Below are 22,525 nucleotides of genomic sequence, written 5' to 3'. Positions count from 1 at the left end.
GCGCGACTGTAGCGAGATCGACTTAAAGCTGATTAAGTCACGCCTGAAACCCTTTGCCTCTGCTGACATAACTTGTCACCAGCCAGGATCTGTGAACAAAAAAGCCGCCAGGCTCGGGGCCGTGGCGGCTTCGGGGAGTTACGCACGGGTTTCATGACCCGCGAGGTCATCGTCAGTGGACGCCGTGCATCCACTTCTTCATCAGCGGCGTCATGGCCATCAGCACGAGGCCGGCGCCGATCGGGATGACCGTGAAGATCAGGAAGAAGACCGACATCGAGTACTGGCTGGACACCTGGTCGATGAAGGCGCCGGTGGATCCGGCGATCTTGTTGGCGATGGCCGCGTTCAGGAACCACACGCCGAACATCAGGCCCAGCAGGCGGGCAGGCGCCAGCTTGGAGATGTACGACAGGCCCACCGGCGACAGGCACAGCTCGCCCATGGTGTGGAACAAATAGGCCAGCGTCAGGAACATCATGCTGACCTGGGCGGTCTTGGCGCCCTGCGGGATGCCGGCCGAGCCATAGGACAGCACGGCGAAGCCCAGGCCCAGCAGCACCAGGCCGACGCCGAACTTGACCGGGCCGCTGGGGTTCCACTTCTCTTCCCAGAGCTTGGAGAACATGGGCGCCAGCACGACGATGAAGAAGCTGTTCAGCACGCCGAACCAGGTGGCGGGCACCTCGCTCTGCTCCATCGCGAACTCGCGGCCCAGCATCCACAGGCACAGGCCCCAGATGATGACGAAGGCGACGGCCAGCGACAGGTTGGCCAGCGCGTAGTTGCCGCCGGTGGAGCGGTAGAGCTTGAACAGCAGCCAGGACAGGATGGCCGCCGGCACCAGCGTCATCGCGGTGTTGACGATCTTGAAGATGAGGCCGCTGGTGCCGACCAGCGAGCGGTCGGTGTAGTCGGCCGCGAAGATGGTCATGGAGCCGCCGGCCTGCTCGAAGGCGAACCAGAAGAAGATCGTGAAGAAGGAGAACACGAAGATCGCCTTCAGGCGGTCAGCGACGACCTGCTTGGGCGTGTCGTCCAGCGCATCGCGGGCCACCTTAGCCGCGGCGTCGATCTTGTCGCCGACGCTGCCGAACAGGCCCTGGCTGAGCCAGAACTGCAGGGCGCCCAGGATCATGAACACGCCGGCCAGGCCGAAGCCCAGGTTCCAGGACACCTTCTCGCCGATGTAGCCGCACAGCGAGATGCCGAAGAAGGCCCCGGCGTTGACGCCCATGTAGAACAGCGTGTAGCCGCCGTCGCGGGCGCCCTCGTTGTCCTTGCCGTACAGCTGGCCGACGATGGCCGAGATGTTGGGCTTGAAGAGGCCCGTGCCGATGACCACCAGGCCCAGGCCGATGTAGAAGCTGGTCACCGTGTCCATGAACAGCGCGACGTGGCCGGCGGCGATGACGAAGCCGCCCAGCAGCACCGAACGGCGTGTGCCCAGCAGCCGGTCGGCGATGTAGCCGCCCAGGATGGGCGTCAGGTAGACCAGGCCGGTGTACCAGCCGTACAGGTTGGTCGCATCCGCCCGGCTCCAGCCCCAGCCGCCCTTGCTGGCCTCGGTGACCAGGAACAGCACGAGCAGCGCCCGCATGCCGTAGTAGGAGAAGCGCTCCCACATCTCCGTGAAGAAGAGGACGAAGAGCTGGTTGGGCTGGCCAAGGATGGCCGTCCCGGCGGGCGGGGTTGCCGCGCGGCCGGACGCCGGTGTGGGGATGGTGGTCACGTCTGTCGTTCCAAGTGGACCCGGTAGGGCGGGCGAGGCGGGCGGTAACCCGCTGGAAAGAGCGGAATTGTCCCGTCTGGCGCGGGCAATCCCGCGTCGTCCCGGCCCAGGGAATGCCCTCGGTCGCCCTAAACTGGTTCCATGACCAAAGCCGTGATCCTGGCCGGTGGATTGGGTACCCGCATTGCCGAGGAAACCCATCTGCGGCCCAAGCCGATGATCGAGATCGGCGGCCAGCCCATCCTGTGGCACATCATGAAGATCTATGCCGCCCACGGTATCCAGGACTTCATCGTCTGCTGCGGCTACAAGGGCTATGTGATCAAGGAATACTTCGCTAACTACTTCCTGCACAGCTCGGACGTCACCTTCGACCTCGCCCACAACCGCATGGAAGTGCACGAGCGCCATGCCGAGCCCTGGCGCGTAACGTTGGTGGACACCGGTCAGGACAGCGGCACCGGCGGCCGGCTCAAGCGCGTGGCGGCCTATCTCAAGGACGAGCAGGACTTCTGCTTCACCTATGGCGACGGCGTCGCCGACGTGGACGTGACGGCGGCCCTCGCCCAGCATCGCGCCCGCGGCGTGGCCGCCACCATCACCACCGCCATCCCGCCGGCCCGCTTCGGCGCGCTGGATGTGGACCCCGACTCCGGCCTGGTGCGGCGCTTCCGCGAGAAGCCGCAGAGCGAGAGCGCCGGCGTCAATGCCGGCTTCTTCGTGCTCAATCCCGAGGTGCTGGACCTGATCACCGACGATGCCGACGCCTGGGAGGCCACGCCGCTGGAGACCCTGGCCGAGCGTGGCCAGCTCGGCGTCTATGAGCACCCGGGCTTCTGGCAGCCCATGGACAACGTGCGCGACCGCACCCATCTGGAGCGCCTCTGGGCCGAAGGCCGGGCGCCGTGGAAGACGTGGTGACGCCGCAGTCCTCAGCCTTTTGGGCCGGCCGACGCATCCTGGTCACCGGCCACACCGGCTTCAAGGGCGGCTGGCTGGCGCTGTGGCTGAAGCGCCTGGGCGCCCAGGTCAGCGGCTATGCGCTGGCGCCTGAAGCCGGCGGCTTTTACGACTTGGCTGGTGTTCAGCAAACGCTGCGCGGCGAATGGCGCGCCGACGTGCGTGACGCAGCCACGCTGCGTGAAGCGCTGGCCGCGGCCCAGCCCGAGGTCGTCTTCCACCTCGCCGCCCAGCCGCTGGTGCGCGCCTCCTATGCCGACCCGCTGGGCACCTTTGCCACCAACGTGATGGGCACGGCAAACCTGCTGGACGCCGTGCGCCAGCAGGCCGGCGTGCGTGCCGTCGTCGTGGTCACCAGCGACAAGTGCTACCGCGACCTGGGCGCCACCCCCTGCCGGGAGACCGACGCCCTGGGCGGCCACGACGCCTACAGCGCTAGCAAGGCCTGCGCCGAGATCGTCGCAGCCAGCTTTGCGTCCGCCTACGAGCTGCCCGGCCGCGGCACGGGCCTGGCCACCGCGCGCGCCGGGAACGTCATCGGCGGCGGTGACGTCAGCACCGACCGCCTGGTACCCGACCTGCTCCGCGCGCTTGACAGCGGCGCGCCGCTGCACCTGCGCCACCCCGGCGCCGTGCGGCCGTGGCAGCACGTGATGGAGCCGCTGGCCGGCTATCTGGCGCTCGCCGAGCGCTTGGTGGAAAACCCGTCAAGCTACAGCAGCGCCTGGAACTTCGGCCCGGAGTTGGCGCAATGCCTTCCCGTCAGCACGGTGGCACAGCTGCTGATGGCACAGGCCCAGCGCGAAGATGTGCAACCGCCGCGCCTCACGCTGGGCGACGGCGCCGGCGTGCACGAAGCCGGCATCCTGATGCTGGACAGCAGCAAGGCCGCCGAGCGTCTCGGCTGGCGCGGCCGGCTGGCGCTGGAAGAAGCGCTGCACTTGACCTGGCAATGGCACCTCGCACACCGCATGGGGCAGGACCTGCACGCGCTGACGCTGCAGCAGATCGACTCTTACGCTTTTCTCCTATGACCCCCGCCCAACTCGCGCTGCGCCAGCAGATCCTGCAGCTCGTCGAACAATACGAGGCCGCTGCCGCCCAGCCCGCCCCCTTCCAGGCCGGCCAAACGGTCATTCCACCGTCCGGCAAGGTTGTCGGTGCGCAGGAGATGAAGCTGATGGTGGAGGCGTCGCTGGACGCGTGGCTCACCACGGGCCGCTTCAATGCCGCCTTCGAAGCGCGGCTCGCGCAGCGCCTTGGCGTGAAGCATGTGCTGACGACCAACTCCGGCTCGTCCGCCAACCTGCTCGCGTTCTCGGCACTAACGTCGCCGCTGCTGGGCGAGCGCGCCATCCGCCCCGGTGATGAGGTCATCGGCGTGGCCGCCGGCTTCCCGACCACGGTGAACCCCATCCTTCAGTGCGGCGCCGTGCCGGTTTTGGTGGACGTGCACCTGCCGACCTACAACATCGATGTCGCCCAGCTGGAAGCCGCCATCACCCCGCGCACCAAGGCCATCATGCTGGCCCACACGCTGGGCAACCCGTTCAACCTTGACGTCATCACGCGCATCGCCCGCCAGCACGGCCTGTGGCTGGTGGAGGACTGCTGCGACGCGCTGGGCTCCACCTACAACGGCCAGCTGGTTGGCAGCTTCGGCGACATCGCCACGCTGAGCTTCTACCCCGCCCACCACATCACCATGGGCGAAGGCGGCGCGGTGTTCATGAACGACGACACCCTGAAGCGCGCCGCCGAATCGCTGCGCGACTGGGGCCGCGACTGCTGGTGCGCACCTGGCAAGGACAACACCTGCGGCCAGCGCTACTGCTGGAAGCTGGGCGCTCTGCCTTCAGGGTATGACCACAAGTACACCTACAGCCACTTGGGCTACAACCTGAAGATCACCGACATGCAGGCCGCCTGCGCGCTCGCGCAGTTGGACCGGCTCGACGGCTTCATCGCCGCGCGCAAGCGCAACTTCGCCCGGCTGCACGAGCGGCTAAAGGGTTGCGAGGAATTCCTGCTGCTGCCCGAGGCGACGCCCGGCAGCGACCCGTCGTGGTTCGGCTTCCCGATCACCATCAAGCCCGAGGCCAACCTGCGCCGCATCGACCTGTTGACGCACCTGGACAGCAAGCGCATCGGCACGCGGCTGCTGTTCGCTGGCAACTTGACACGCCAGCCCTACATGCAAGGCCGCAATTTCCGCACCGTCGGCCCGCTGACCAACACAGACACCGTCATGAACGACACCTTCTGGATTGGCCTGTATCCGGGCCTGTCCAACGATCAGCTCGATTACGCAGCCGACGAGATCGCCGCGTTCGTCGGAGGTGGGCTGTGAACGCAGCCGAGCGCATCGCCGCGTACCTCGCGTCCAAAGGGCTGGCACAGGTTTTTGCGGTCACCGGCGGCGGCGCAATGTTTCTGAACCAGGCGCTGGCCGCGCAGCCGAGTCTGCACTGCACCTTCATGCATCACGAGCAGGCCTGTGCGATGGCCGCCGAAGGGTATGCCCGCATCGACGGCCGCCCGGCCATCGTCAACGTGACGACCGGCCCGGGCGGGTTGAATGCGCTGAACGGCGTGTTCGGGGCCTTCACCGATTCCATCCCGATGATCGTGATGTCAGGCCAGGTCAAGCGCGCCACGGCGTTGGTTCATACGCCTGTGCCGGGGCTGCGCCAACTGGGTGACCAGGAAGTGCCGATCACCGACATGGTCGGCCCCATCGTCAAGCACGCCTGGGCCATCGGCTCGCTGGATGAGCTGGCGCGCGCACTGCCCGAGGCCGTGGTGCTGGCCGCGAGTGGCCGCCCCGGCCCCGTGTGGCTGGACATTCCCATCGATCTGCAGTCCTCGACCGAGGCCTTCGACTTCATCGAGCCGCCCGCGACGCAGGCCCCCGCCCCACCCGATGTCGGCACCGTGTTGGCCTGGCTGGGCGAGGCCAAGCGCCCGCTGATCCTCGGCGGCACTGGCGTGCGCCTGGCGGGTGCGGTGGACGACCTGCGCGAGCTGGTCGAGGCCAGCGGCATCCCGCTCGCCACCGCCTGGACGCACGACCTCATCGAGAGCGACCACCCGCTGTTCGCCGGCCGCCCCGGGACCATTGGCACGCGCGCCGGCAACCTCTGCTTGCAGGCGGCCGACCTCGTCATCGTCATCGGCTCACGGCTCAACATCCGCCAGGTCAGCTACAACTGGGGCAGTTTCGCGAAGAACGCCCGCGTCGTGCAGGTCGACATCGACCCGGCCGAGTTCGACAAGCCGCTGGTGAAGCCCGCGCTGACGATCACCACCGACGCCAAGGTCTTCATCACGGCGCTGCGGGCTGGCATCACCGCCCCGGCCTTCGCGCCCTGGGCCGCCTGGTGCCGTGACATGGCTGTACGCTACCCGGCGCTGGAAGCCGGCAACGTCAGCGCGCCCGGGCTGATCAACCCGTACCGCGCCGTCGAAGCACTGTTCAGCGCTGTGCCAGAAGACGGCATCGTTGCAAGCGGCAATGCCTCAGCCTGCATCCTACCTTTCCAGATCAGCCGCTTGAAGCGCGGCCAGCGTCTCTTCAGCAACTCCGGTGCGGCCTCCATGGGTCACGACCTGCCCGCCGCCATCGGCGCATCCGTCGCCGCGCGGCAGCGCCGGGTCGTCTGCCTGGCCGGCGACGGCAGTCTGCAGATGAACGTGCAGGAGTTGCAGACGCTCAAAACCCTGCAGCTCAACGTCGTGGTAGTCGTGCTGGCCAACGACGGCTACCTGTCCATCCGCCTCAGCCACGAGAACTTCTTCGGCCGCGTCGTCGGTGCCGACCGCACCTCAGGAGTTGACTGCCCGGACTACGTGGCGCTGGCTCGCGCGTATGGTCTTCAGGCCGTGGACATCGCCACGCCCGACGACATGGCTCGTCTGCCCGAGCTGATCGGCGGTTCGGGCCCGTTGCTCGTGCAGATCCACGTGGACCCGGCGCAGGGCTTCAGCCCCAAGCTGAAATCGCGCGTTGACGAACAGGGGCGCTTCCTGACACCAGAGCTGGACGACATGCATCCGTTCCTGCCGGCCGAGGAACTGGCCGCCGTTCGGGCGGAGAAAGACAACTTGTGAGCGTCCGGAGCTTCATGATCAACTGGCACGTCTACGGGGCGCCGCCCGCCACAAGATCGAGATATGCGCGCCAGCGCGGCATGGCCTGTGCGGGCGCGAAGGCCTCGACGAAGGCGCGGCCGGCCTCACTGCGGAGACGCATCTGCGCCGCGCCGGCCTCGCTGAAGCGCTCGGCCAAGGCCTGCGCCAGTGCTTGAGGTCGCTCGTCGGTGACCCAGCCGCGCTCACCCCATCCCAGCATCTCGGCTGGCCCCGACGGACAGTCGTAGGCCACGACGGGCACGCCCAGGTCGAAGGCCTCCAGGATCACCGTCGGCCAGGCCTCGTAAAGCGAGGTCATGGCCAGGGCATCGCATCGCGCGAGCAGTGGCAACGGATTGGGGTCGGCTCCCAGCCAGTGCAATCGTTCCCGCACGGGTGAGGCCACCCGCGCAGCCTCGAAGGCCGCGCGCTCAGGGCCGTCACCGACGAACACCCACTGCGCCTGCACACCCAGCGACTGGAGCTCGGCGGCAGCCGCGAGCGCATCCTCCCAACGCTTCTGCCGCACCAGCCGGCCCAGCACAAGCACAACAGCGCCTCCCAAAGCGCGTATGGCGGGCAACCGAGGCAGCGCGGCCGACTCCACGGCAAAGGCGCTGCGCAGATAGAGGTTGGGCAGCACGGCCCAGCCCGGTGGCCTAGAGCCACCTCGCTCGCGCACCATGCTCGCCAGCGTCGATTCGCTGACGCACACCAGATGCTTCAAGCGCGGCATGAAGCGGTAATACAGCAGATTCTGAGCGCTGTCCCGCAGCCAGCCACCCGTGGCTCCGACACGCTCGCGGCGGCGGCCCTCCACGTCGTAATGCACCCAGCCGATCACGGGCCTGCCGCAGCGCCAGCCCGCCCACCAGGCGATCAGGCTCGAAGGTGGACAAGTACCGAGGATGCAATCGCTCTCCCTCGCCAGGCGCACGGCTTCGCGCAGCGCGCCCACAGCCTTGCGCATCTTGGTGAACAGCGATTCGCTGCGACGGCGCGCCATCGCAGGCCAGACAATGCGCTCGTCAGTGGCCGACAAGCCGGTCTTGTCGGTCATGCACACCAAAGCCTGGCAGCTGATCTGGACCTCGTTCGAGTCCGCCATCAGGTTGAGGGCGGCTCGGTGCGAGCCGCTGAGTTCGAGGTTGTCGAAGATGACGAGGAGCCGCAGGCGCTGCATGGCGTCACCGCTCGGTTCTGGCGACGAGCCGCTGGCTGCGCAGTCGAGCGCCGAGCTCCAGCACCGCGCGCAGCGGCAGGTAGGTCCAGCGCAAGCCGTGCGCCACTGGCCGCCATCCGACGTCCATCAAAGCGCGATCCACTTCACGCGGGTCGATCGCCACCCGGAACAGTTGCTCGAGGAAGGGTCGCTCCCGGTAAGGCTTGAGCCTGGAATGCCACTGCAGCCAGCGGTTGCCTGGGTAGTGGGCCTCGAGGATCATCTTGCGCTGCTTGAAGTCGTTGACGATGTAGGCCGTCAGCACCGAAGGTTGGAGCGAGACGTTGCGGCCGATGTGGTAATGCACCAGCGGCGCAGGCAACCTCGCACCCGGCGCGGCTTCGCAAAAACGCAGCCAGTAGTCTGAATCCATCGTGGGGTACCAGCGACCGTCGAAGCCGCCAAAGTCCACCGCCATCTGACGATCCATCATCACGCCGGATACGAAAAACGGATTGCCGAGCAGAAAATGGAACGGCGTGATGCGCCAGGGCGCTCGCGTGGCGACGCCGCCAGCGCGGCGTGGGGTCTCACCATCCCTTTCGATGAAGCCCATGCTGCCCACCAAGCGCAGTGCAGGATTGGCAGCGATCAACTCAAGACACTGGCGCACGAAGTCCGGCGCCAGCCAGTCGTCGTCGTGCAGGAGCACGACCCACCGGCCACGCGCCTGCCGCAGACAGCGATTCCAGTTGTCGACCATGCCAAGGTTGGTCGGGTTGCGCTGGTATCGCAGGCGCGGATCGCTGATCGACCGGCAGAGCTGCTCCACAGGCGAAGCTGCCCGCGCCCCTTCGCCAATGGCTGGATCCTCGATGACCAGCACTTCCAAGGCCTCCGGGGCCAGGCCCTCCTGGGCGAAGGCACTGCGCAACGCCCGGTCGAGCAGGTCGGCACGCTGGAACGCCGGCACGGCGAGAGTCACCAGGGGATTCATCGCGGATTCAGAAGGCAAACAGCCTTCGGGCTTCGCCGCCATGTTCAAGTGCTTCATCACGACACACGGCTGGAGAGCCGCGTCAGCCGCTTCGTGAGGAGAATGGACAGAAGTTCGAACCCCAGTCGCATCGGCGCATAGGCCCAGGACACCCATCGCGGCAGCGGCCGCCAACCTGCCTCTAGAAGGGCTTCATGCAACTGCAGCTCGGGGACCTGCAGATCTAAGAACCGCTGCAGGAAGCGCCGCTCGTGGTAAGGCTTCAGGCGCGAATACCAGGTCAGCCACTGCTGCCTCGGGAAAGTCAGGCGCATCAGCTCCTGCCGTTGCAGGAAGTCGTTGACGATGAAGCGGATCACCATCTCCGGCTTCAGCGAAGCATTCGCACCGATGTAGTAGTGAAGGAGCGGCTCGGGCAAGCGCGCGCAAGGTGCTTCACCGCAGAAGCGCATCCAGAACACATGATCCATCGTCGGATACCAGGCCTCGTCAAAGCCGCCCAGCCGCAGTGCCAGTTCGCGGTCCATCACCACGCTCGAGGCAAAGTATGGGTTGCCGAGCCAGAAGTGCGGCAGCTCGATGCGGTAAGGCTTCAAGCGCTCGGGCAGCACCGGCGGAGCGCCCACATCACCCCTTTCCAGCACGCCGGACGTTCCCACCATCCGCAGTTCCGGATGCGCGGCCAGCAGGCCGAGTACCAAGCGCAGGAAATGCGGCGACAACCAATCGTCGTCGTGCAGGATGAGCACCCAACGCCCGCGCGCCAGTTCCAGGCATCGGTTCCAGTTGCCCACCATGCCAAGATTGCTGTCGTTGCGGACGTAGCGCAACCGCGGATCGGCCAACCCGGCGCAAAGCTGCTCCGCATCGCTGGGCTGGTTCATGTCAGCGTCGTCGGGGTTCTCGACAACGACGATTTCAAGGCCTTCCACCCCCACCTGCGACATGGCGCTTTGCAAGGTACGGCGCAAAAGGTCTGCCCGACGGAACGTCGGAATCGCTATGGTCACGAGAGGTTTCATCGGGACGGACTGAACGCGGCTCTGATCAACTCGCCGTAGCGGGTTCGGAAGGCACGCAACATCTCCAGCGGCCATCTCCAATTGTTGTATGCCGCCTGCACGAGCAGCGGAATGACGATGGCCGCTGGCAGGCCGGCCTGGGTCTGCGTCAGCACTAGCACAGACAACAGCACGATGGCCACTCCGGACAGCAGCGCTGCCGGGACGAAGGGTACGCGGTTCTCCACCATCAAGAGCGTCGCGCTCATGCTGTGATTGAGCTCCAGGCCGCCAGCCGCTAGCATCAGTGTCAGCAGGCCTGTGCTCAGCAGCACGCCGGGCTTTCCGAGCCAGTTCAGCACCGCATCACCAAAGACAGCGAGCGACAAGGCTGCGCCGGCATAGCTCACCCATCCCACCACCAGCACGCGACCCACCATCGTGATGAAGGCTTTGCGGTCCGCCTGGACATGAAGTGCATAGAGCTGGGGCATCCGCGCCAGCAGCGGCGCCTGGGCGAGTTGGCTGATCGCATCCAGCAACTGCATGGCGAGCGCCAGGCGCCCCGCGGCCTGCAATCCAAGCGCGGCGGAAACAATGGGCAAGTTCGCCCTGAGAACCAGGTAGCCACCCAGCCGGCTGAGCCACAAGGCGAAGCTGCCCTGCAGCAGCGCCCGCAAACGCTCCCAGGTCGGCCGCATGCTCGCGGCGGGCATCAGTTTCCGAGCCCGGTACAGCGCGGGGCAAAAGCCGAGGATCGCGCCGACGATCTGGGCCAGCCCCAGCATTTCGAGCCGGGGGGCGCAGGCCAGTCCGACCAGCACCGTCAGGCCGAACGCCAAGCGCTGGACGGCCAGCGCCCTGAAGGCCTGGTCCACGTGACCAGCACCCTGGAGTAGCGAGATGGCGGCGAAACCTCGGCACGCCAAGAACTGGCCTGCGCAGAACAGCCCCCAGGCGGTCAGTACTTGGGGGACATCTCCCAGAGACGCTCCGAGCCATATCAGCACCCAGCCGCCTACGCTCCCGAAACAAAACAGATTGATCCAGCTCAGCCGGCCATAAAGCCAACGCGCGGCGCCTGCCAGTTCGCGCATACCTGCGACGTCGGCTGGTCCCTGCCCAATGCCCGGTGCTTCGCCATGTGTGGGCAGCGTGCGCAACCCGCTGCGCGCGTAGCTCAGGTAGCGGGTCAATCCGGGCTCAAGCGCCCCCTCGGCCATCGATGCCAGCAGTCCCAGGCTCTGGATCAGGTACCACAGCGCCAGCTGCTCCAGCGAAAACCGCCACAGCACCAGAGGCAGCAGCACCGCGCTCAGCGGTAGGCCACCGAGCTGCGCCAGGTAGGCCCAGAACGTGGCTCGATGCGAATTGCTCATGCGGGGCCGGCCAACAGCTCGGCCAAACCCGCTTCTAGAGCGATGCGGGGCATCCATCCCGGCAGCGGCTTCATGGCGCGCCATGGCTGCATGACTTCGCGGTCGCGATACGGCCGCGCGCCCCACGCCACCGGCAATCGCCGACCGCTCAGCGCCTCGATCATCGCGACGATCTCCCGCAGCGAATGCGCCGGCACACCGCCCAGGCCGAAACGCCCGTGACCGGCGTGCGCAGCCGTATGCGACGCGGCAACCAGCAGTGCCTCGACCACGTCGTCCACATGCACCATGCACAACCGCTGCTCCCCGCCCGACAGCGCCAACGTTTCCGCACCCGCATCCAGCCGCAGCAGCAAGTTCAGGAGCTTGGGACGAGGGTCGGCAGGTCCATACGACTCGAACAGTCGCAGCGACACGGCGGATACGCCGTGGCGTTCGGCGTGATAGTCCACGATGGATTCAAAGGCCTGCTTGGTTGCAGCATACAAGTTGACCGCATAAGGTGCGGCCTCATCGGGCAACCTGTGCTGCCAACTGGTCGTGGCATTGACAAAGCGCCCCGCGCCCAACCGGCCCATCGCATCGAGCAGGTGCGTGCCGAGCCTGAGGTTGGCGTCCAGCAGATCGTCGATCTGGTCCGGACGGTGCTCGACCAGAAAAAGCGTCGCCAGATGGAAGACGACATCGGGCTGGAGGGACTGCATCAAACCATCCCACGCTCCACTTTGCGCATCGACGCGATGGAAACGCACTACCGCTGAATCAACCAGGGCCTGCCGCGTCACGACATGCACGCGCCATCCGTCCCGCACTAGCCTTGCGACAAGACGGGAGCCCACGAAACCCGTGCCACCCGTGATCAGCGCAACGGGTGCGGTCATCCCGCGGCACCAAACGGGTTTTGAAAGCCCTTCAGGCCCGGCAGCCCGCGATCACGCGCCGAAAGGATGGGATCGGCAACGGGCCAAGCCACCCCAACAGAATCCCAACGCACGCCACCATCCGTTGATGGGTCGTGCGCGAACTCGGTCTTGTAGCCCATCACCGCCACGTCGCTGAGTGTCAGGAAGGCATGGGCCACGCCAGGCACGATGTAGAGCGCGTCGCCGTCAGCAGCATCGAGTTCGAAAGTCAGCACACTGCCATAGCTCACTTCGCCCAGTCGCAGGTCCAGCAATGCGTCGAACACACGGCCCTGGATGGGATACACCAATTTGGCGCCCGCCCGAGGCGGCGTCACGACGTGGAAACCGCGCAGCACCCTGCGATGAGAGACAGAAAAAAAGTCTTCATCGAACCGGGTGCTCAAGCCATGCTCGGCCCACGAGGGCGCATGGAAACTCTTGACGAAGCGCCCCCGATGATCGCCATGGACCGGTAGCCGCAACCGCCAACATCCGGCAAACGCCGTTGGCTCGAAGGCCTGGGAAGGATTCATGGGCAATGCTGGGTTCGAGAGTCGAAGGGCGCCTGTCTCGCATGGCGGTTGCGCCAGCGCCGCGTCTGCCACGCCAGGCTGCGCTGCAGCAATCCAATACCAGCGGGCATGGCCAAGCAAGTCGTCAGCAGCAGGCCTCTCCAATTGTGCGGGTCCAGCTGACGCGCCATCCGGGCGAACTCACGCGCGACCTCGTTGGCCGCGGCCCATGGTCCGTGGTGCTGCACCCCAACCTCGATCGCCCAGGCTCTCAGGTGCGCGGCTCGTTCCTCGGCAGGCAGTGAGAGAAACTGTGCATCGTGGGTGAGCGCGCCATACAGCCGACATCCTGCGACATGCATCGACTCACGGGAGCGGCTCACGCTGCAAGGCCGCACCACGTAGTCGACCAATTCACCCGGCAGGTACCCGGTTTTGTGTAGGGCCGCGAATCGAAGCCAGAAATCAAGGTCTTCGCGGGCGCGCAGGCTTTCGTCAAAGCGTCCGGTGGTCTCGACGGCCGCCCCCCTCAGCAGTGCGCAATGAATGGGGAAGGGATGGCCGCGGAGCAGATGTCGACGCAGATGCGCAGCGCCCTCGGCACTGAACAACCCCGCGGGTGATTCCGTCGATACCCGATTCAGGACTTGACCTTCGGGCGTCACCAGAAGGCCGTCGGAAAACACTCCCGACATCGCCGGATGCGCGCGCAAGTAAGCGAGCTGCACGGCAATCTTTCCTGGCAGCAGGCGGTCGTCCGCATCCAGGAACATGATGAACTCGCCCCTGGCAAGCCTCAGTCCGGCATTGCGCGCAGCGGCCTGCCCTCGATTCTCCTGGTGCCACAACGTGATGCGACAGGCAAACGGCGCCAACCGTGCGCGAGTGTCGTCGGTGGAGCCGTCGTCGACCACGATGACCTGCACGCCTTCGACATCCTGGCTGAGCACCGACTCGACGGCGGCCCGCACGCACAAGCCCATGTTGAAGCTGGCAATGATCACGCTGACCTGGGGAGTGGACTTCGATGGAGACAAAGTAACGTTAGGACCCACGGTGCGTGATATCTGTTGCAAAGGGAAGGATCGAGTGCGTCGATTATGTCGATCGACCGCCTGGCTTTCGACCATCCCTGTACCCCGGCGCTAGCATTCGCGTGGCTGTGACGAGAAAGCTGCGAGAAAGTACACATGACCCCCATGCAACGCGTTTTCAGTGACCTGTTTGTGCTGGAGCTGGCCAACAACCACTGGGGCCGCGTCGACCGCGGCCTGGCCATCATCAATGCATTCGCCCAAGTCGTGCGATTCAACAACGTGCGCGCCGCGATCAAGCTGCAATTCCGCGATGTCGACCACTTCATCTCACCGAACTTCAAGGGTCGCGAGGATCTACGCTACATCAAGAAGACCGAAGCCACCAAGCTGGAAAAGCACGAGTACGCAACGCTGATCGACGCTATTCGCGACCAGGGCTGCATCCCGATGGCGACCGCCTTCGACGAGGCATCGGTGGACCTGTGCGAGGAATTCGACCTGCCCATCATCAAAGTGGCCAGCTCGGACCTGAACGACTGGTTCCTGCTCGACCGCATCGCCAAGACGCGCAAACCTGTCATCGTGTCCACCGGCGGCTCGTCGGAGAAGGACATCGACGACCTCGTCACCTTCTTCGCCAACCGCCACATCCCGCTGTCGCTGAACCACTGCGTGTCGCTCTACCCGTCCGAGGACGACGAGCTGGAGCTGAATCAGATCGACTATCTGCGCCAGCGCTACCCGCAACTGGTCATCGGCTTCTCGACGCACGAGTACAGCGATTGGCGCGACTCGATGCTGATGTCGTACGCCAAAGGCGCTCGCACGTGGGAACGCCACATCGACATCGAGGCCGACGGGATTGCCGTGTCGCCCTATTGCTCGCAGCCGCATCAGGTGGATGCCTGGTTCAAGGCTTTCCACAAGGCTCGCGAGATGTGCGGCGCCAGCGGCGACACCAAGCGCATTCCGAGCAAACGCGAGATTGAGTACCTGGACCAGCTTGTACGCGGCGTCTATCTGAAGCGCGACTTGCCCGCCGGTTATGAGTTCCACCACAACAGCGTGGATCGCGACTTCTACTTGGCCATCCCGCTGCAGAAGGGCCAGCTCTCCTGCCGCGAGGTCATGAACGGCCAACGCTCGGTGCGAGAACTCAAGGCCGACTCTGCGCTGATGATCGACGACCTCGACAGCCCCTACGCCAGCACACCGGCGCTGCGTCAGCTGATCTACAACCGCGGCCTGTGAGCGACTTTGCGGCCTTCCTGGGAGAAGATTTCTCCCGCCTCGAAGCCGTCGCGCCAAGCTTGCAGGCGCTGGACGGCCAGCGCCTCTACCTGACTGGCGCGACCGGCTTCTTCGGCAAGAACCTGCTGACCCTACTGACCCATCTGCATGCCGGCGGCATGCGCTTCGAGGTCGTGGCGCTAAGCCGCAATCCGCAGGGCTTCATCGCCGCACAACCCTGGATCTCACGGCAGTCTTGGCTGCGATTCCTGCAAGGCGACGCACGCAACGCCTGGCCGGGCGAGGGCCGCTTCGACCTGTTGCTGCATGCAGCCACCGACACCCATGCCAGTGCGCACATCGACCAGCAAAACGTATTCGACGATGCGCTTGCCGGCACCCGCCAGGTGCTCGCTTTTGCCGGCACCCACGGCGTGCGTCGCCTCCTGCTGACGGGCTCCGGCGCACAGTACGGCGCCCTGTCCACCGATGGCAGGGGGATTAGAGAGGACACACCGCGGGCCTGCGACCCGACGCAGGTCAGCAGCGCCTACGGAGAGGCCAAACGCGTGTCGGAGCTGCTGGCGGTGTTGCATGCCCAGCGACATGCGTGCGCAATCGTACCGACGCGCTGCTTCGCCTTCGTCGGCCCTGGGCTGGATCTGCATGGCCATTTCGCCATCGGCAATCTCATCCGCGATGCGCTGGCCGGCGGGCCGTTGCGGCTGAACTCGGCCGGCGAGGCGGTGCGCAGCTACCTCTACGGTGCTGACCTGGCTTGGTGGTTGCTGCACCTGTTGCTCGAAGCACCTAGTGCGTGGCCCGTCAACGTCGGCGGAGGGCAAGGCCTGCGCATCGTCGAGCTGGCGCATCTCGTGCGCGATCTGCTGTGCCCGGCTGCTGACGTGCAGGTCGGCTCTGTCCAGCCCGGCGAATCGAGGCGTCACTACCTACCGAGCATCGACCGCGCCGCCGAACTTGGCCTGACTCCCTGGACGCCGCTGGAGCTCGCCATAAAGCGCACAGCGCAATGGCACTCGTTGGATGCCTGACCCGCAATGCCTCGCATCGCCACCCAATGCATCTGTTGCAATTCACACGATCTGGAACGCGTGAGCGCCGTGTTGATGCCGTTCGTCGCGCAGCGCGCGCTGGGCTGGGAGCCTTGCGAGATCACGCCTGAATGGGGGCTGCGTGACCTGCCGCTCGGGCACGCCCACGCGCTGTGTACCACCTTGCACTGCCCCGCCTGCGGCACCCTGTTCCTGGACATGCGTTTTGACGACTCAGAGATGGCGCGTCTCTACCGCGACTACCGTGGTAACGAGTACGAAGCTCAGCGCGAACATTTCGAACCGGGCTACACGACCCGCAACCGCGCCCTGGTGGCCGGTGACGCGCACATTCCCGAGATCGATGCCTTTCTGCGGCCGAGGCTCCCCGCCAGGCCCGCGGTGCTCGACTGGGGCGGGGACACCGGCTTGAACACGCCACTGCGTCGCGAAGCGGCGCTGCACCACGTACTGGACATTTCCGGGCGCCCTTTGGTCGACGGAGCCGTAGCCGTAGCCGCGCCGCAAGGGACCTATGACGTCATCGTGCTGGCGCATGTGCTGGAGCATGTGCCCGAACCCGGCTCGCTGATCGACCAGGTCCGCGCCGCCATGGCGGCGCGGACGCGGCTCTACGTAGAAGTCCCTTTCGAGGTCTTGATGCGCGCCGCCGAGACCGACGGGACGGCTTGGCGACGCAAGCGCCACTGGCACGAGCACATCAACTTCTTCAGTCCGGTCGGACTGCGCCGCTTGCTCGAAGGGCATGGCCTCCAAGTAGAAGCTGAAACACGCCTGCGCCTGAGCAGCGACGGCGCCACGGCGCTGGGGCTGCTGTGCCGTCTGGGCTAAGCGCCGCGTTCAGTGTCCGGCCAATGGCTGCGGTTCACGCATCAAGCTGGCCAACGCGCCGGGCATCAGGCGACCGACGTAGTGCCACGCCTGGCCCTGATAGCTAGCCATGCTGCGGCCGTCATCGCGCCAGTGAGAGCCTCCCAGCGTCTGGCGGTACAGCTCTTGCGCAGGCGTGACCGCGCCGACCAGCAACATCAGTACAACCGCATGGCGCCAGCGCGCAGGCATGTCGCAAAGCGCCAATGCGCGCGCGGTGCACAGCAGTAGCAAGGTGACGGGTGCAATGCCTGCGCGCATCAGCAGGTCGTTGCCTGGCCCGAAGCGCAGCAATGGCAGCGCAAACAGCAACGCACACGCAGCCCAGAACGTCCAGTCCAGACGGCGCGGTCCGGCGGCCAGCAACGCGCAGGCCAGGAAACCCCATTCCAGCATCTGAAAGCAGATCCATTGATTCCATGTAGCCATTGACGCCGCGACGTCGGCGAGTTCGCGCCGCTCGGTCGGCAGGATGTCGGTGACGATGCCGAAGCTGACGAACACACCCAGCAACGCCAGCAGCGGCAGCACCGCCAGCACAGCCGGGCGTAGCAGCTCGCGTGCCCACGCCGACGCGGCCTGGGCACGCAACGTCGCCAAGGCCAGCAACGGCAACAACCCTACGCAGGCCAGCGGCGACCAGAGCGCCGCGGCCAGCAACAGCAGCGCAGCGGGTGCCAGCGCCAGCCCCGTGTCACGGTGGCGCCAGATCAGTGCCACCCCCAGCCAGGCAGGGAGTGCATGGTTGGGTGCCCAGAACAGCAGCGTGGTCTGCGACGAGTACTGCAGCCACGGCGCCCACCATTCGATGTGTTCACCCAGCGCAGGTGTATACCCTCGCTCCACCACGAAGCCCAGGACGTCCATGCCACTGAATAGCCCGAGGATCAACAGCACCGTCGCCAAGGCACTCGGCCGCCGCTGGGGCCAGGACTGGACCACGAGCGCGAAGAACAGCAGCACACCCAGTGCCGTCCACAGGCCCAGCAGCAATCGCGCAGCCCCGATACCGCCGAACCAAGAACCCAGGCCTGCGGGAATCAGGTAATAGCCCATCGAGAAGCGCAGCACTGCTTCACCACCGGCGAGCGGGCCGTAACCTACCGGCCAGGCACCCAGGGTCAGGTCGTGCAGCACGACCATCCGCACGCTCCAGTCCTTGGCCAAAGGCAGGCCGCCAAGCAGACCGCTGGCGGCCACCCACAGCAGCGCCAGGGCAACGAGCGCGACCCACCACCACAGCCGCAGGGGGACGGCATCGCGGCGGTGACGAACGACCACCGCATGCACCGTGACGGCCAGCAGACTGCTGAACGCCAGCGCTACCGGCCAACGCCACCAGCCCCACAGGAACGGCAGCAGCGGCGCCAGCAGGTAGCCCGCGGCAGCCAGTTCCAGCTGGTCGAACTGGCGCTCGGTGCGGTCGCCGCTCACGCGCGGGGCTCGCTCGAATGCCGCGGCAGCGAATCGCTCGGCGGCAGGTTGACGCGCTCCTTCTCGACGACCAGCGGCCGCTTGCTGACCTGGGTGTGGATGGCCGCCACGTACTCGCCGACGATGCCGATGAAGAAGAGCTGCACCGCGCCGAAGAAGAACAGGCCAATGATGACTGGCGCCGTACCGACTGCGAAGTGCTGCCAGAACACCAGCTTCGCGATCAGATAACCCAGCGAAACCAGCAGGCTGACCGCGCTCAACGTGAAGCCGGCCAGCGTCGCCAGCCGCAACGGCAGCTTGGAATGGCTGGTCAGCCCCAGCATCGCCAAGTCGTACAGCGTGTAGAAATTGTTCTTCGTGATGCCGCGCACGCGTGCCGGCTGCTCGAACTCGACAGTCGCGTACCGGATGCCCAGCTCGGCGATCAGCCCGCGGAAATACGGGTAGGGGTCGCCCAGGTCTCGAATCATCTCGACGACCGACCGGTCGTACAGCCCGAAACCGGTGAAGTTGGCGATCAACGGCACGTCGGCCATGCGCCCCAGCGCGCGGTAGTAGAAGCGTCGCACGACCGCCATCGCCCAGGTCTCGCGCGAATGCGGCTTCACACCCAGCGCGATCAGCTCGCCCGCACGCCAGTGAGCGACGAACTGGCCGATCAGCTCGGGGGGGTCTTGCAGGTCCGACGCCATGCAGATGATGGCCTGGCCGCTGGCTTGGTACATGCCATGCAGCGGCGAGCGCACATGACCGAAGTTGCGGGCGTTGACGATGAGTTTCACGCGCGGGTCCGCCGCGGCGAGCGCCTTCACTTGGGCGACAGTCTCGTCCGTGGAGCCGTTGTCCACGAAAATGTGCTCGAACTCGAAGTCCGCTGCTGGACCGCCTGGTTCGAACTGGGCCTTGATGCGCTGATGCAGCTCGACGACGTTGTCGGCCTCATTCAGGCAGCTGGTGACGATGCTGATCAGGGTCATGCGCGCGCATCCTAGGGCCATCCAGGCCCCGCGCGTGGTGCCCAGGCTTGCAGACCGCTCAGGGCGCCGCCGCTCGCACCATGCCCGCCGCAGCCGCGACGATGGGCTCGCGCTCCGGCAGGATGTAGACGAGCCCCCGGCCACTGCCCAGTGCGGGCAGCACGACTTGGTCGAAGAAGGCCGGGTCGACGACGACGCAGCCCAGCGTGATGCGGCGGTCCTGCAGATTGCTGGATGCCAGCCGCTCCGGGCGGTGCTGGTTGGCGGGCGCTGGGCGCAGGCGGTGGATGGCCAGGTTGGCTTCGTAGTCGAACCACACCACGCGCTCACCGTTCAGGTTGTGACCGGGCTGGGTCTCGAAACGACCCGCCGGCGTCACCCGCTCCTGCGTCGTCAGCGCCGAGGGGGCCTTGCCCCGGGCGCTGGCCGCTTCGGCGTCGCCAGGCGTCAGACCCAGCAACGCGGGCGTGCGGCCCAGCAGGCGGCCGTCCGCGGCATACACCGACAGCGTCGCCAGGCGCTTGTCCACGACCGCGAAGGGGCGGCCGTCGCCGGCGTCATGGGCAACCGGCCGCGCCGTGACGTCCGCGAGCGCCGGCAGTGCCGTGGCGGCGCCCCATGCCGCGACGATGCCCCAAATGCCGACCTTGACCCGACGTAACCGGTTTGCCCAACTGCTGCCCACGCTTTGCCCCGCTGACGGGCGGCGCAACCTCGCACCAGCCCGGCGGGCAGTCTAGGAAGGCGGGCACCTCGCGCACAGGCGAGGAGTTCACGGTTTGGCGCTGTTACCTCGCGCCGGCGCCGCCTGTGCGAAATATTGCGGCGGCCGGGCGTCGGGAAAGAAGGCCGTCAACGACTGGCGCTCGGGCAGCACGTAGACGACCGCCCCGCGCCGGCCGAGGTTGGGCCAGACGGTCTTGTCGAAGAAGGCGACAGGCACGTTGATGCAGCCCCAGCTGATGCGGTTGTCGGCCGGCGTCGGTGTGGCCAGGCGTTCAAGGCGGCGCTCCTTGGGGTTGGTCGCACGCACCCGATGCATGGACACGGCGGCGCCGTAGTCCACCCAGACGACGTCGTCGCCCAGCGCATTGCGGCCGGGCTCGGACTGGAAACGGCCGGCCGGGGTTGTGCGTTCCTGGGGCTTGATCTGGTCGATGGGCTTGTTGCCGATGCCGGCGACGGACAGGTCGCCGGCGGCATAGCCCAGCAGCACGGGGCTGTTGCCGAGCAGGTGGCCGCTGGGTGCGAAGACGTAGACGCGGGCGCGCCGCTTGTCGACGATGGCAAACGGATGGTCGCCGTTGTCGGCCTCGCGCACGGCCCAGGCGGCGACGCGGGTCACGTCCTGCGGGGCGCGGACGTTGCCCATGTCCAGCCGCCGCTCGATGGCCGGTGCCGCAGGGGCGGCGGTCGGCTGGGCAGCGGCCGCGCGGGGCGGCGGGGAGGAAGCCGGCAAATGGCTGCGCCAGAAGCGGCTCCCGCCAAAAATGAAAAGCGCGGCGAGCGCCACGGCGGCAAACAGCACGCCTTGGCGCAGGCCGGCAAGGATGTCCCGCCGCGAGTCCGCGGCGGCGTCATCCTCAGGGCGGTCTCCGAAACGCATGGTCAGCAGTGACGGAGATCGCCCGATACGTCGCGATCAGTTACGGTCGGCGCGGGGAGCGGGTTCCGTGTAGGCCGGGGCCGGCGTCGTGTTCACGGACGAGTTTTGCGTCGCGGGTTGCGACAGCGTGTTGTCGACCGGCTGGGGCGGGATCTGCGCGGTGCTGGGCTCGGCCGGCGGCGGCGTGGTGCGGCTCGGTTCGTCGGCCGGCTGCTGCAGCGTGGCGTTGCTTTCCTGCGGCATCAGCGTCGGGTCGGCGGGCGGCGTCTGGTCAGCCGGCAGCGGCGCTGCGGTGGTCTGCTCGACCGGGGGGGACGCCGGGGTTTCTTCCGACTGGGCGACGGCCAGGCCGATGCCGGTCACGAGGAAGGCAGCGGTCATGACGGTGGTGACGGTCTTGATGGTGGACATAGCGAACTCCTTTTGATGCGGTGAGGCCAGCAAAAGCGCCGACCGGCGGGTGCCGGGCATTTCCACCGCGGCTGAGTCCACTCTAGGGCGCCACCCGGGCGCGTGACGTCGGCTCCCCGCCCAATGCCCTGTAGGAGCGCCCCGCACGCGGATGCGGCTGGTTACCCGCAGAAGCAGGGCGTTGCAGCGCTTGCGCCACAGTGGCTTTCAGAGCTTGAAGTCGTAGTCCACCGTCAGCGGCGCGTGGTCGCTGAACATCTCGCCGGTGTAGATGGCCTCGCTGCGCGCAAGCGCCGCAACGCCCGGCGTCGCCAGGTGGTAGTCCAGCCGCCAACCGACGTTGTTGGCGCGTGCATTGCCGCGGTTGCTCCACCAGGTGTATTGCTCGGCCTTCTGGTTCATCGTGCGGAACACGTCGACCAGGCCGCCTTCGTCGAACAGACGCGTCAGCCAGGCGCGCTCCTCGGGCAGGAAGCCGCTGTTCTTCTGGTTGCTGCGCCAGTTCTTCAGGTCGATTTCCTTGTGCGCGATGTTCACGTCGGCGACCAGGATGAACTCGCGCTCGGCCTTCAACGCCATCAGGTGCGGGTACAGCGCTGCCAGGAAGCGGTACTTGACCTGCTGGCGCTCCTCGCCGCTGGTGCCGCTGGGGAAATAGACGCTGATGAGGCTGAGCTTGCGGCCCGGCTTGTCGAAGCGCTTCTCGACCCAACGGCCCTCTAGATCGAACTCGCCTATCCCCAGGCCCGTGACCAGATCGCTGGGTTCTTCCTTGGTATAGAGGCCCACGCCCGAGTAGCCCTTCTTCTCGGCGTAGTGGAAATGGCCGTTGAGCAGGTCGCAGCTGCGGAACTTGTCCTCGACGACGTCGGCCTGCGCCTTCAGCTCCTGCACGCCGACCGCATCGGCCTGCTGCTTGTCGAGCCAGTCGAAGAAGCCCTTGCTGGCGGCGGAGCGGACGCCGTTGAGGTTGGCGGTGATGAAGCGCATCGCAATGAGGGGTGGGTTGACGCGGATGAGTATCGCAGTGCAGCAAATGCACAACACCGCGCACGCTTTCATCACGCAAACGTCACGTGATCTTTACGATCCCGTAGAAATCAGA

General features: G+C 66.4%; 21 protein-coding genes. 7 read left to right on the top strand and 14 right to left on the bottom strand.

What is annotated here, in order from left to right; all coding sequences use genetic code 11:
* Positions 1-172: 172 nt before the first annotated feature.
* A complete protein-coding gene (locus AC1D29_RS14630; protein WP_477898552.1) occupies positions 173-1,732 on the bottom strand; it encodes a peptide MFS transporter in 1,560 nt (519 codons plus the stop codon).
* Positions 1,733-1,873: 141 nt separating this feature from the next.
* Between AC1D29_RS14630 and rfbF the strand changes: the two genes are divergently transcribed.
* From rfbF to AC1D29_RS14610, 4 genes are read left to right on the top strand one after another with little or no spacing between them, the layout of a single operon-like run.
* Complete coding sequence (rfbF, locus tag AC1D29_RS14625) at positions 1,874-2,653, top strand: glucose-1-phosphate cytidylyltransferase (RefSeq protein ID WP_477898550.1); 780 nt, start codon at positions 1,874-1,876, stop codon at positions 2,651-2,653.
* Entirely contained in the window at positions 2,638-3,726 is a 1,089-nt protein-coding gene (gene rfbG, locus AC1D29_RS14620) for a CDP-glucose 4,6-dehydratase (RefSeq protein ID WP_477898548.1), read from the top strand. Before rfbF ends, rfbG begins: the two co-directional genes overlap by 16 nt.
* Entirely contained in the window at positions 3,723-5,042 is a 1,320-nt protein-coding gene (rfbH, locus tag AC1D29_RS14615) for a lipopolysaccharide biosynthesis protein RfbH (protein WP_477898546.1), read from the top strand. The genes rfbG and rfbH overlap by 4 nt, the downstream gene beginning before the upstream one ends.
* Complete coding sequence (locus tag AC1D29_RS14610; protein ID WP_477898544.1) at positions 5,039-6,802, top strand: thiamine pyrophosphate-binding protein; 1,764 nt, start codon at positions 5,039-5,041, stop codon at positions 6,800-6,802. The genes rfbH and AC1D29_RS14610 overlap by 4 nt, the downstream gene beginning before the upstream one ends.
* A 31-nt stretch (positions 6,803-6,833) precedes the next feature.
* Here the strand turns inward: AC1D29_RS14610 and AC1D29_RS14605 are convergent, their stop codons facing one another.
* Genes AC1D29_RS14605 through AC1D29_RS14575 form a run of 7 tightly spaced genes read right to left on the bottom strand, consistent with a single transcriptional unit; the run spans position 6,834 to position 13,783 of the window.
* Positions 6,834-8,006, bottom strand: coding sequence for a glycosyltransferase (locus tag AC1D29_RS14605; RefSeq protein WP_477898542.1), 1,173 nt, complete (start codon positions 8,004-8,006; stop codon positions 6,834-6,836).
* A 4-nt stretch (positions 8,007-8,010) separates the two neighbouring features.
* On the bottom strand, positions 8,011-9,039 hold the full coding sequence (locus AC1D29_RS14600) for a glycosyltransferase family 2 protein (RefSeq protein ID WP_477898540.1): 1,029 nt from the start codon (positions 9,037-9,039) through the stop codon (positions 8,011-8,013).
* The gene (locus AC1D29_RS14595) at positions 9,039-10,004 is read right to left on the bottom strand and encodes a glycosyltransferase family 2 protein (protein ID WP_477898538.1); all 966 of its coding nucleotides are present in this window, start codon (positions 10,002-10,004) and stop codon (positions 9,039-9,041) included. Before AC1D29_RS14595 ends, AC1D29_RS14600 begins: the two co-directional genes overlap by 1 nt.
* The gene (locus tag AC1D29_RS14590) at positions 10,001-11,362 is read right to left on the bottom strand and encodes a hypothetical protein (protein ID WP_477898536.1); all 1,362 of its coding nucleotides are present in this window, start codon (positions 11,360-11,362) and stop codon (positions 10,001-10,003) included. The genes AC1D29_RS14595 and AC1D29_RS14590 overlap by 4 nt, the downstream gene beginning before the upstream one ends.
* Entirely contained in the window at positions 11,359-12,243 is an 885-nt protein-coding gene (locus tag AC1D29_RS14585) for an NAD-dependent epimerase/dehydratase family protein (protein WP_477898534.1), read from the bottom strand. Before AC1D29_RS14585 ends, AC1D29_RS14590 begins: the two co-directional genes overlap by 4 nt.
* Positions 12,240-12,800 carry a dTDP-4-dehydrorhamnose 3,5-epimerase family protein gene (locus AC1D29_RS14580; protein ID WP_477898532.1) on the bottom strand — a complete coding sequence of 187 codons (561 nt, stop codon included), beginning with the start codon at positions 12,798-12,800 and terminating at the stop codon, positions 12,240-12,242. Before AC1D29_RS14580 ends, AC1D29_RS14585 begins: the two co-directional genes overlap by 4 nt.
* Positions 12,797-13,783 (bottom strand): glycosyltransferase, encoded by a 987-nt coding sequence (locus tag AC1D29_RS14575; protein WP_477898530.1) that lies wholly within the window; start codon positions 13,781-13,783, stop codon positions 12,797-12,799. The genes AC1D29_RS14580 and AC1D29_RS14575 overlap by 4 nt, the downstream gene beginning before the upstream one ends.
* A gap of 195 nt (positions 13,784-13,978) precedes the next feature.
* On the opposite strand from AC1D29_RS14575, the gene AC1D29_RS14570 reads away from it, so the two are divergent.
* From AC1D29_RS14570 to AC1D29_RS14560, 3 genes are read left to right on the top strand one after another with little or no spacing between them, the layout of a single operon-like run.
* Complete coding sequence (locus AC1D29_RS14570) at positions 13,979-15,067, top strand: N-acetylneuraminate synthase family protein (RefSeq protein ID WP_477898528.1); 1,089 nt, start codon at positions 13,979-13,981, stop codon at positions 15,065-15,067.
* On the top strand, positions 15,064-16,098 hold the full coding sequence (locus AC1D29_RS14565; RefSeq protein WP_477898526.1) for an NAD-dependent epimerase/dehydratase family protein: 1,035 nt from the start codon (positions 15,064-15,066) through the stop codon (positions 16,096-16,098). Before AC1D29_RS14570 ends, AC1D29_RS14565 begins: the two co-directional genes overlap by 4 nt.
* 6 nt (positions 16,099-16,104) lie before the next feature.
* Positions 16,105-16,950, top strand: coding sequence for a class I SAM-dependent methyltransferase (locus tag AC1D29_RS14560; protein ID WP_477898524.1), 846 nt, complete (start codon positions 16,105-16,107; stop codon positions 16,948-16,950).
* Positions 16,951-16,959: 9 nt separating this feature from the next.
* Here the strand turns inward: AC1D29_RS14560 and AC1D29_RS14555 are convergent, their stop codons facing one another.
* The 6 genes from AC1D29_RS14555 to AC1D29_RS14530 form a co-directional block, all read right to left on the bottom strand.
* Positions 16,960-18,423 (bottom strand): hypothetical protein, encoded by a 1,464-nt coding sequence (locus AC1D29_RS14555; RefSeq protein WP_477898522.1) that lies wholly within the window; start codon positions 18,421-18,423, stop codon positions 16,960-16,962.
* Positions 18,420-19,403, bottom strand: coding sequence for a glycosyltransferase family 2 protein (locus AC1D29_RS14550; protein WP_477898520.1), 984 nt, complete (start codon positions 19,401-19,403; stop codon positions 18,420-18,422). Before AC1D29_RS14550 ends, AC1D29_RS14555 begins: the two co-directional genes overlap by 4 nt.
* A gap of 58 nt (positions 19,404-19,461) precedes the next feature.
* Positions 19,462-20,088: a L,D-transpeptidase gene (locus tag AC1D29_RS14545; protein ID WP_477898518.1), complete on the bottom strand. Its 627-nt coding sequence runs from the start codon at positions 20,086-20,088 to the stop codon at positions 19,462-19,464.
* A gap of 87 nt (positions 20,089-20,175) precedes the next feature.
* Positions 20,176-21,009: a hypothetical protein gene (locus tag AC1D29_RS14540; RefSeq protein WP_477898516.1), complete on the bottom strand. Its 834-nt coding sequence runs from the start codon at positions 21,007-21,009 to the stop codon at positions 20,176-20,178.
* 36 nt (positions 21,010-21,045) lie between these two features.
* Complete coding sequence (locus AC1D29_RS14535) at positions 21,046-21,420, bottom strand: hypothetical protein (RefSeq protein ID WP_477898514.1); 375 nt, start codon at positions 21,418-21,420, stop codon at positions 21,046-21,048.
* A gap of 207 nt (positions 21,421-21,627) precedes the next feature.
* Complete coding sequence (locus AC1D29_RS14530) at positions 21,628-22,410, bottom strand: exodeoxyribonuclease III (protein WP_477898512.1); 783 nt, start codon at positions 22,408-22,410, stop codon at positions 21,628-21,630.
* Positions 22,411-22,525 lie beyond the last annotated feature (115 nt).

Source organism: Roseateles sp. P1_C6 (assembly GCF_056406315.1).
This window is presented reverse-complemented; position numbering and strand designations above follow the sequence as displayed.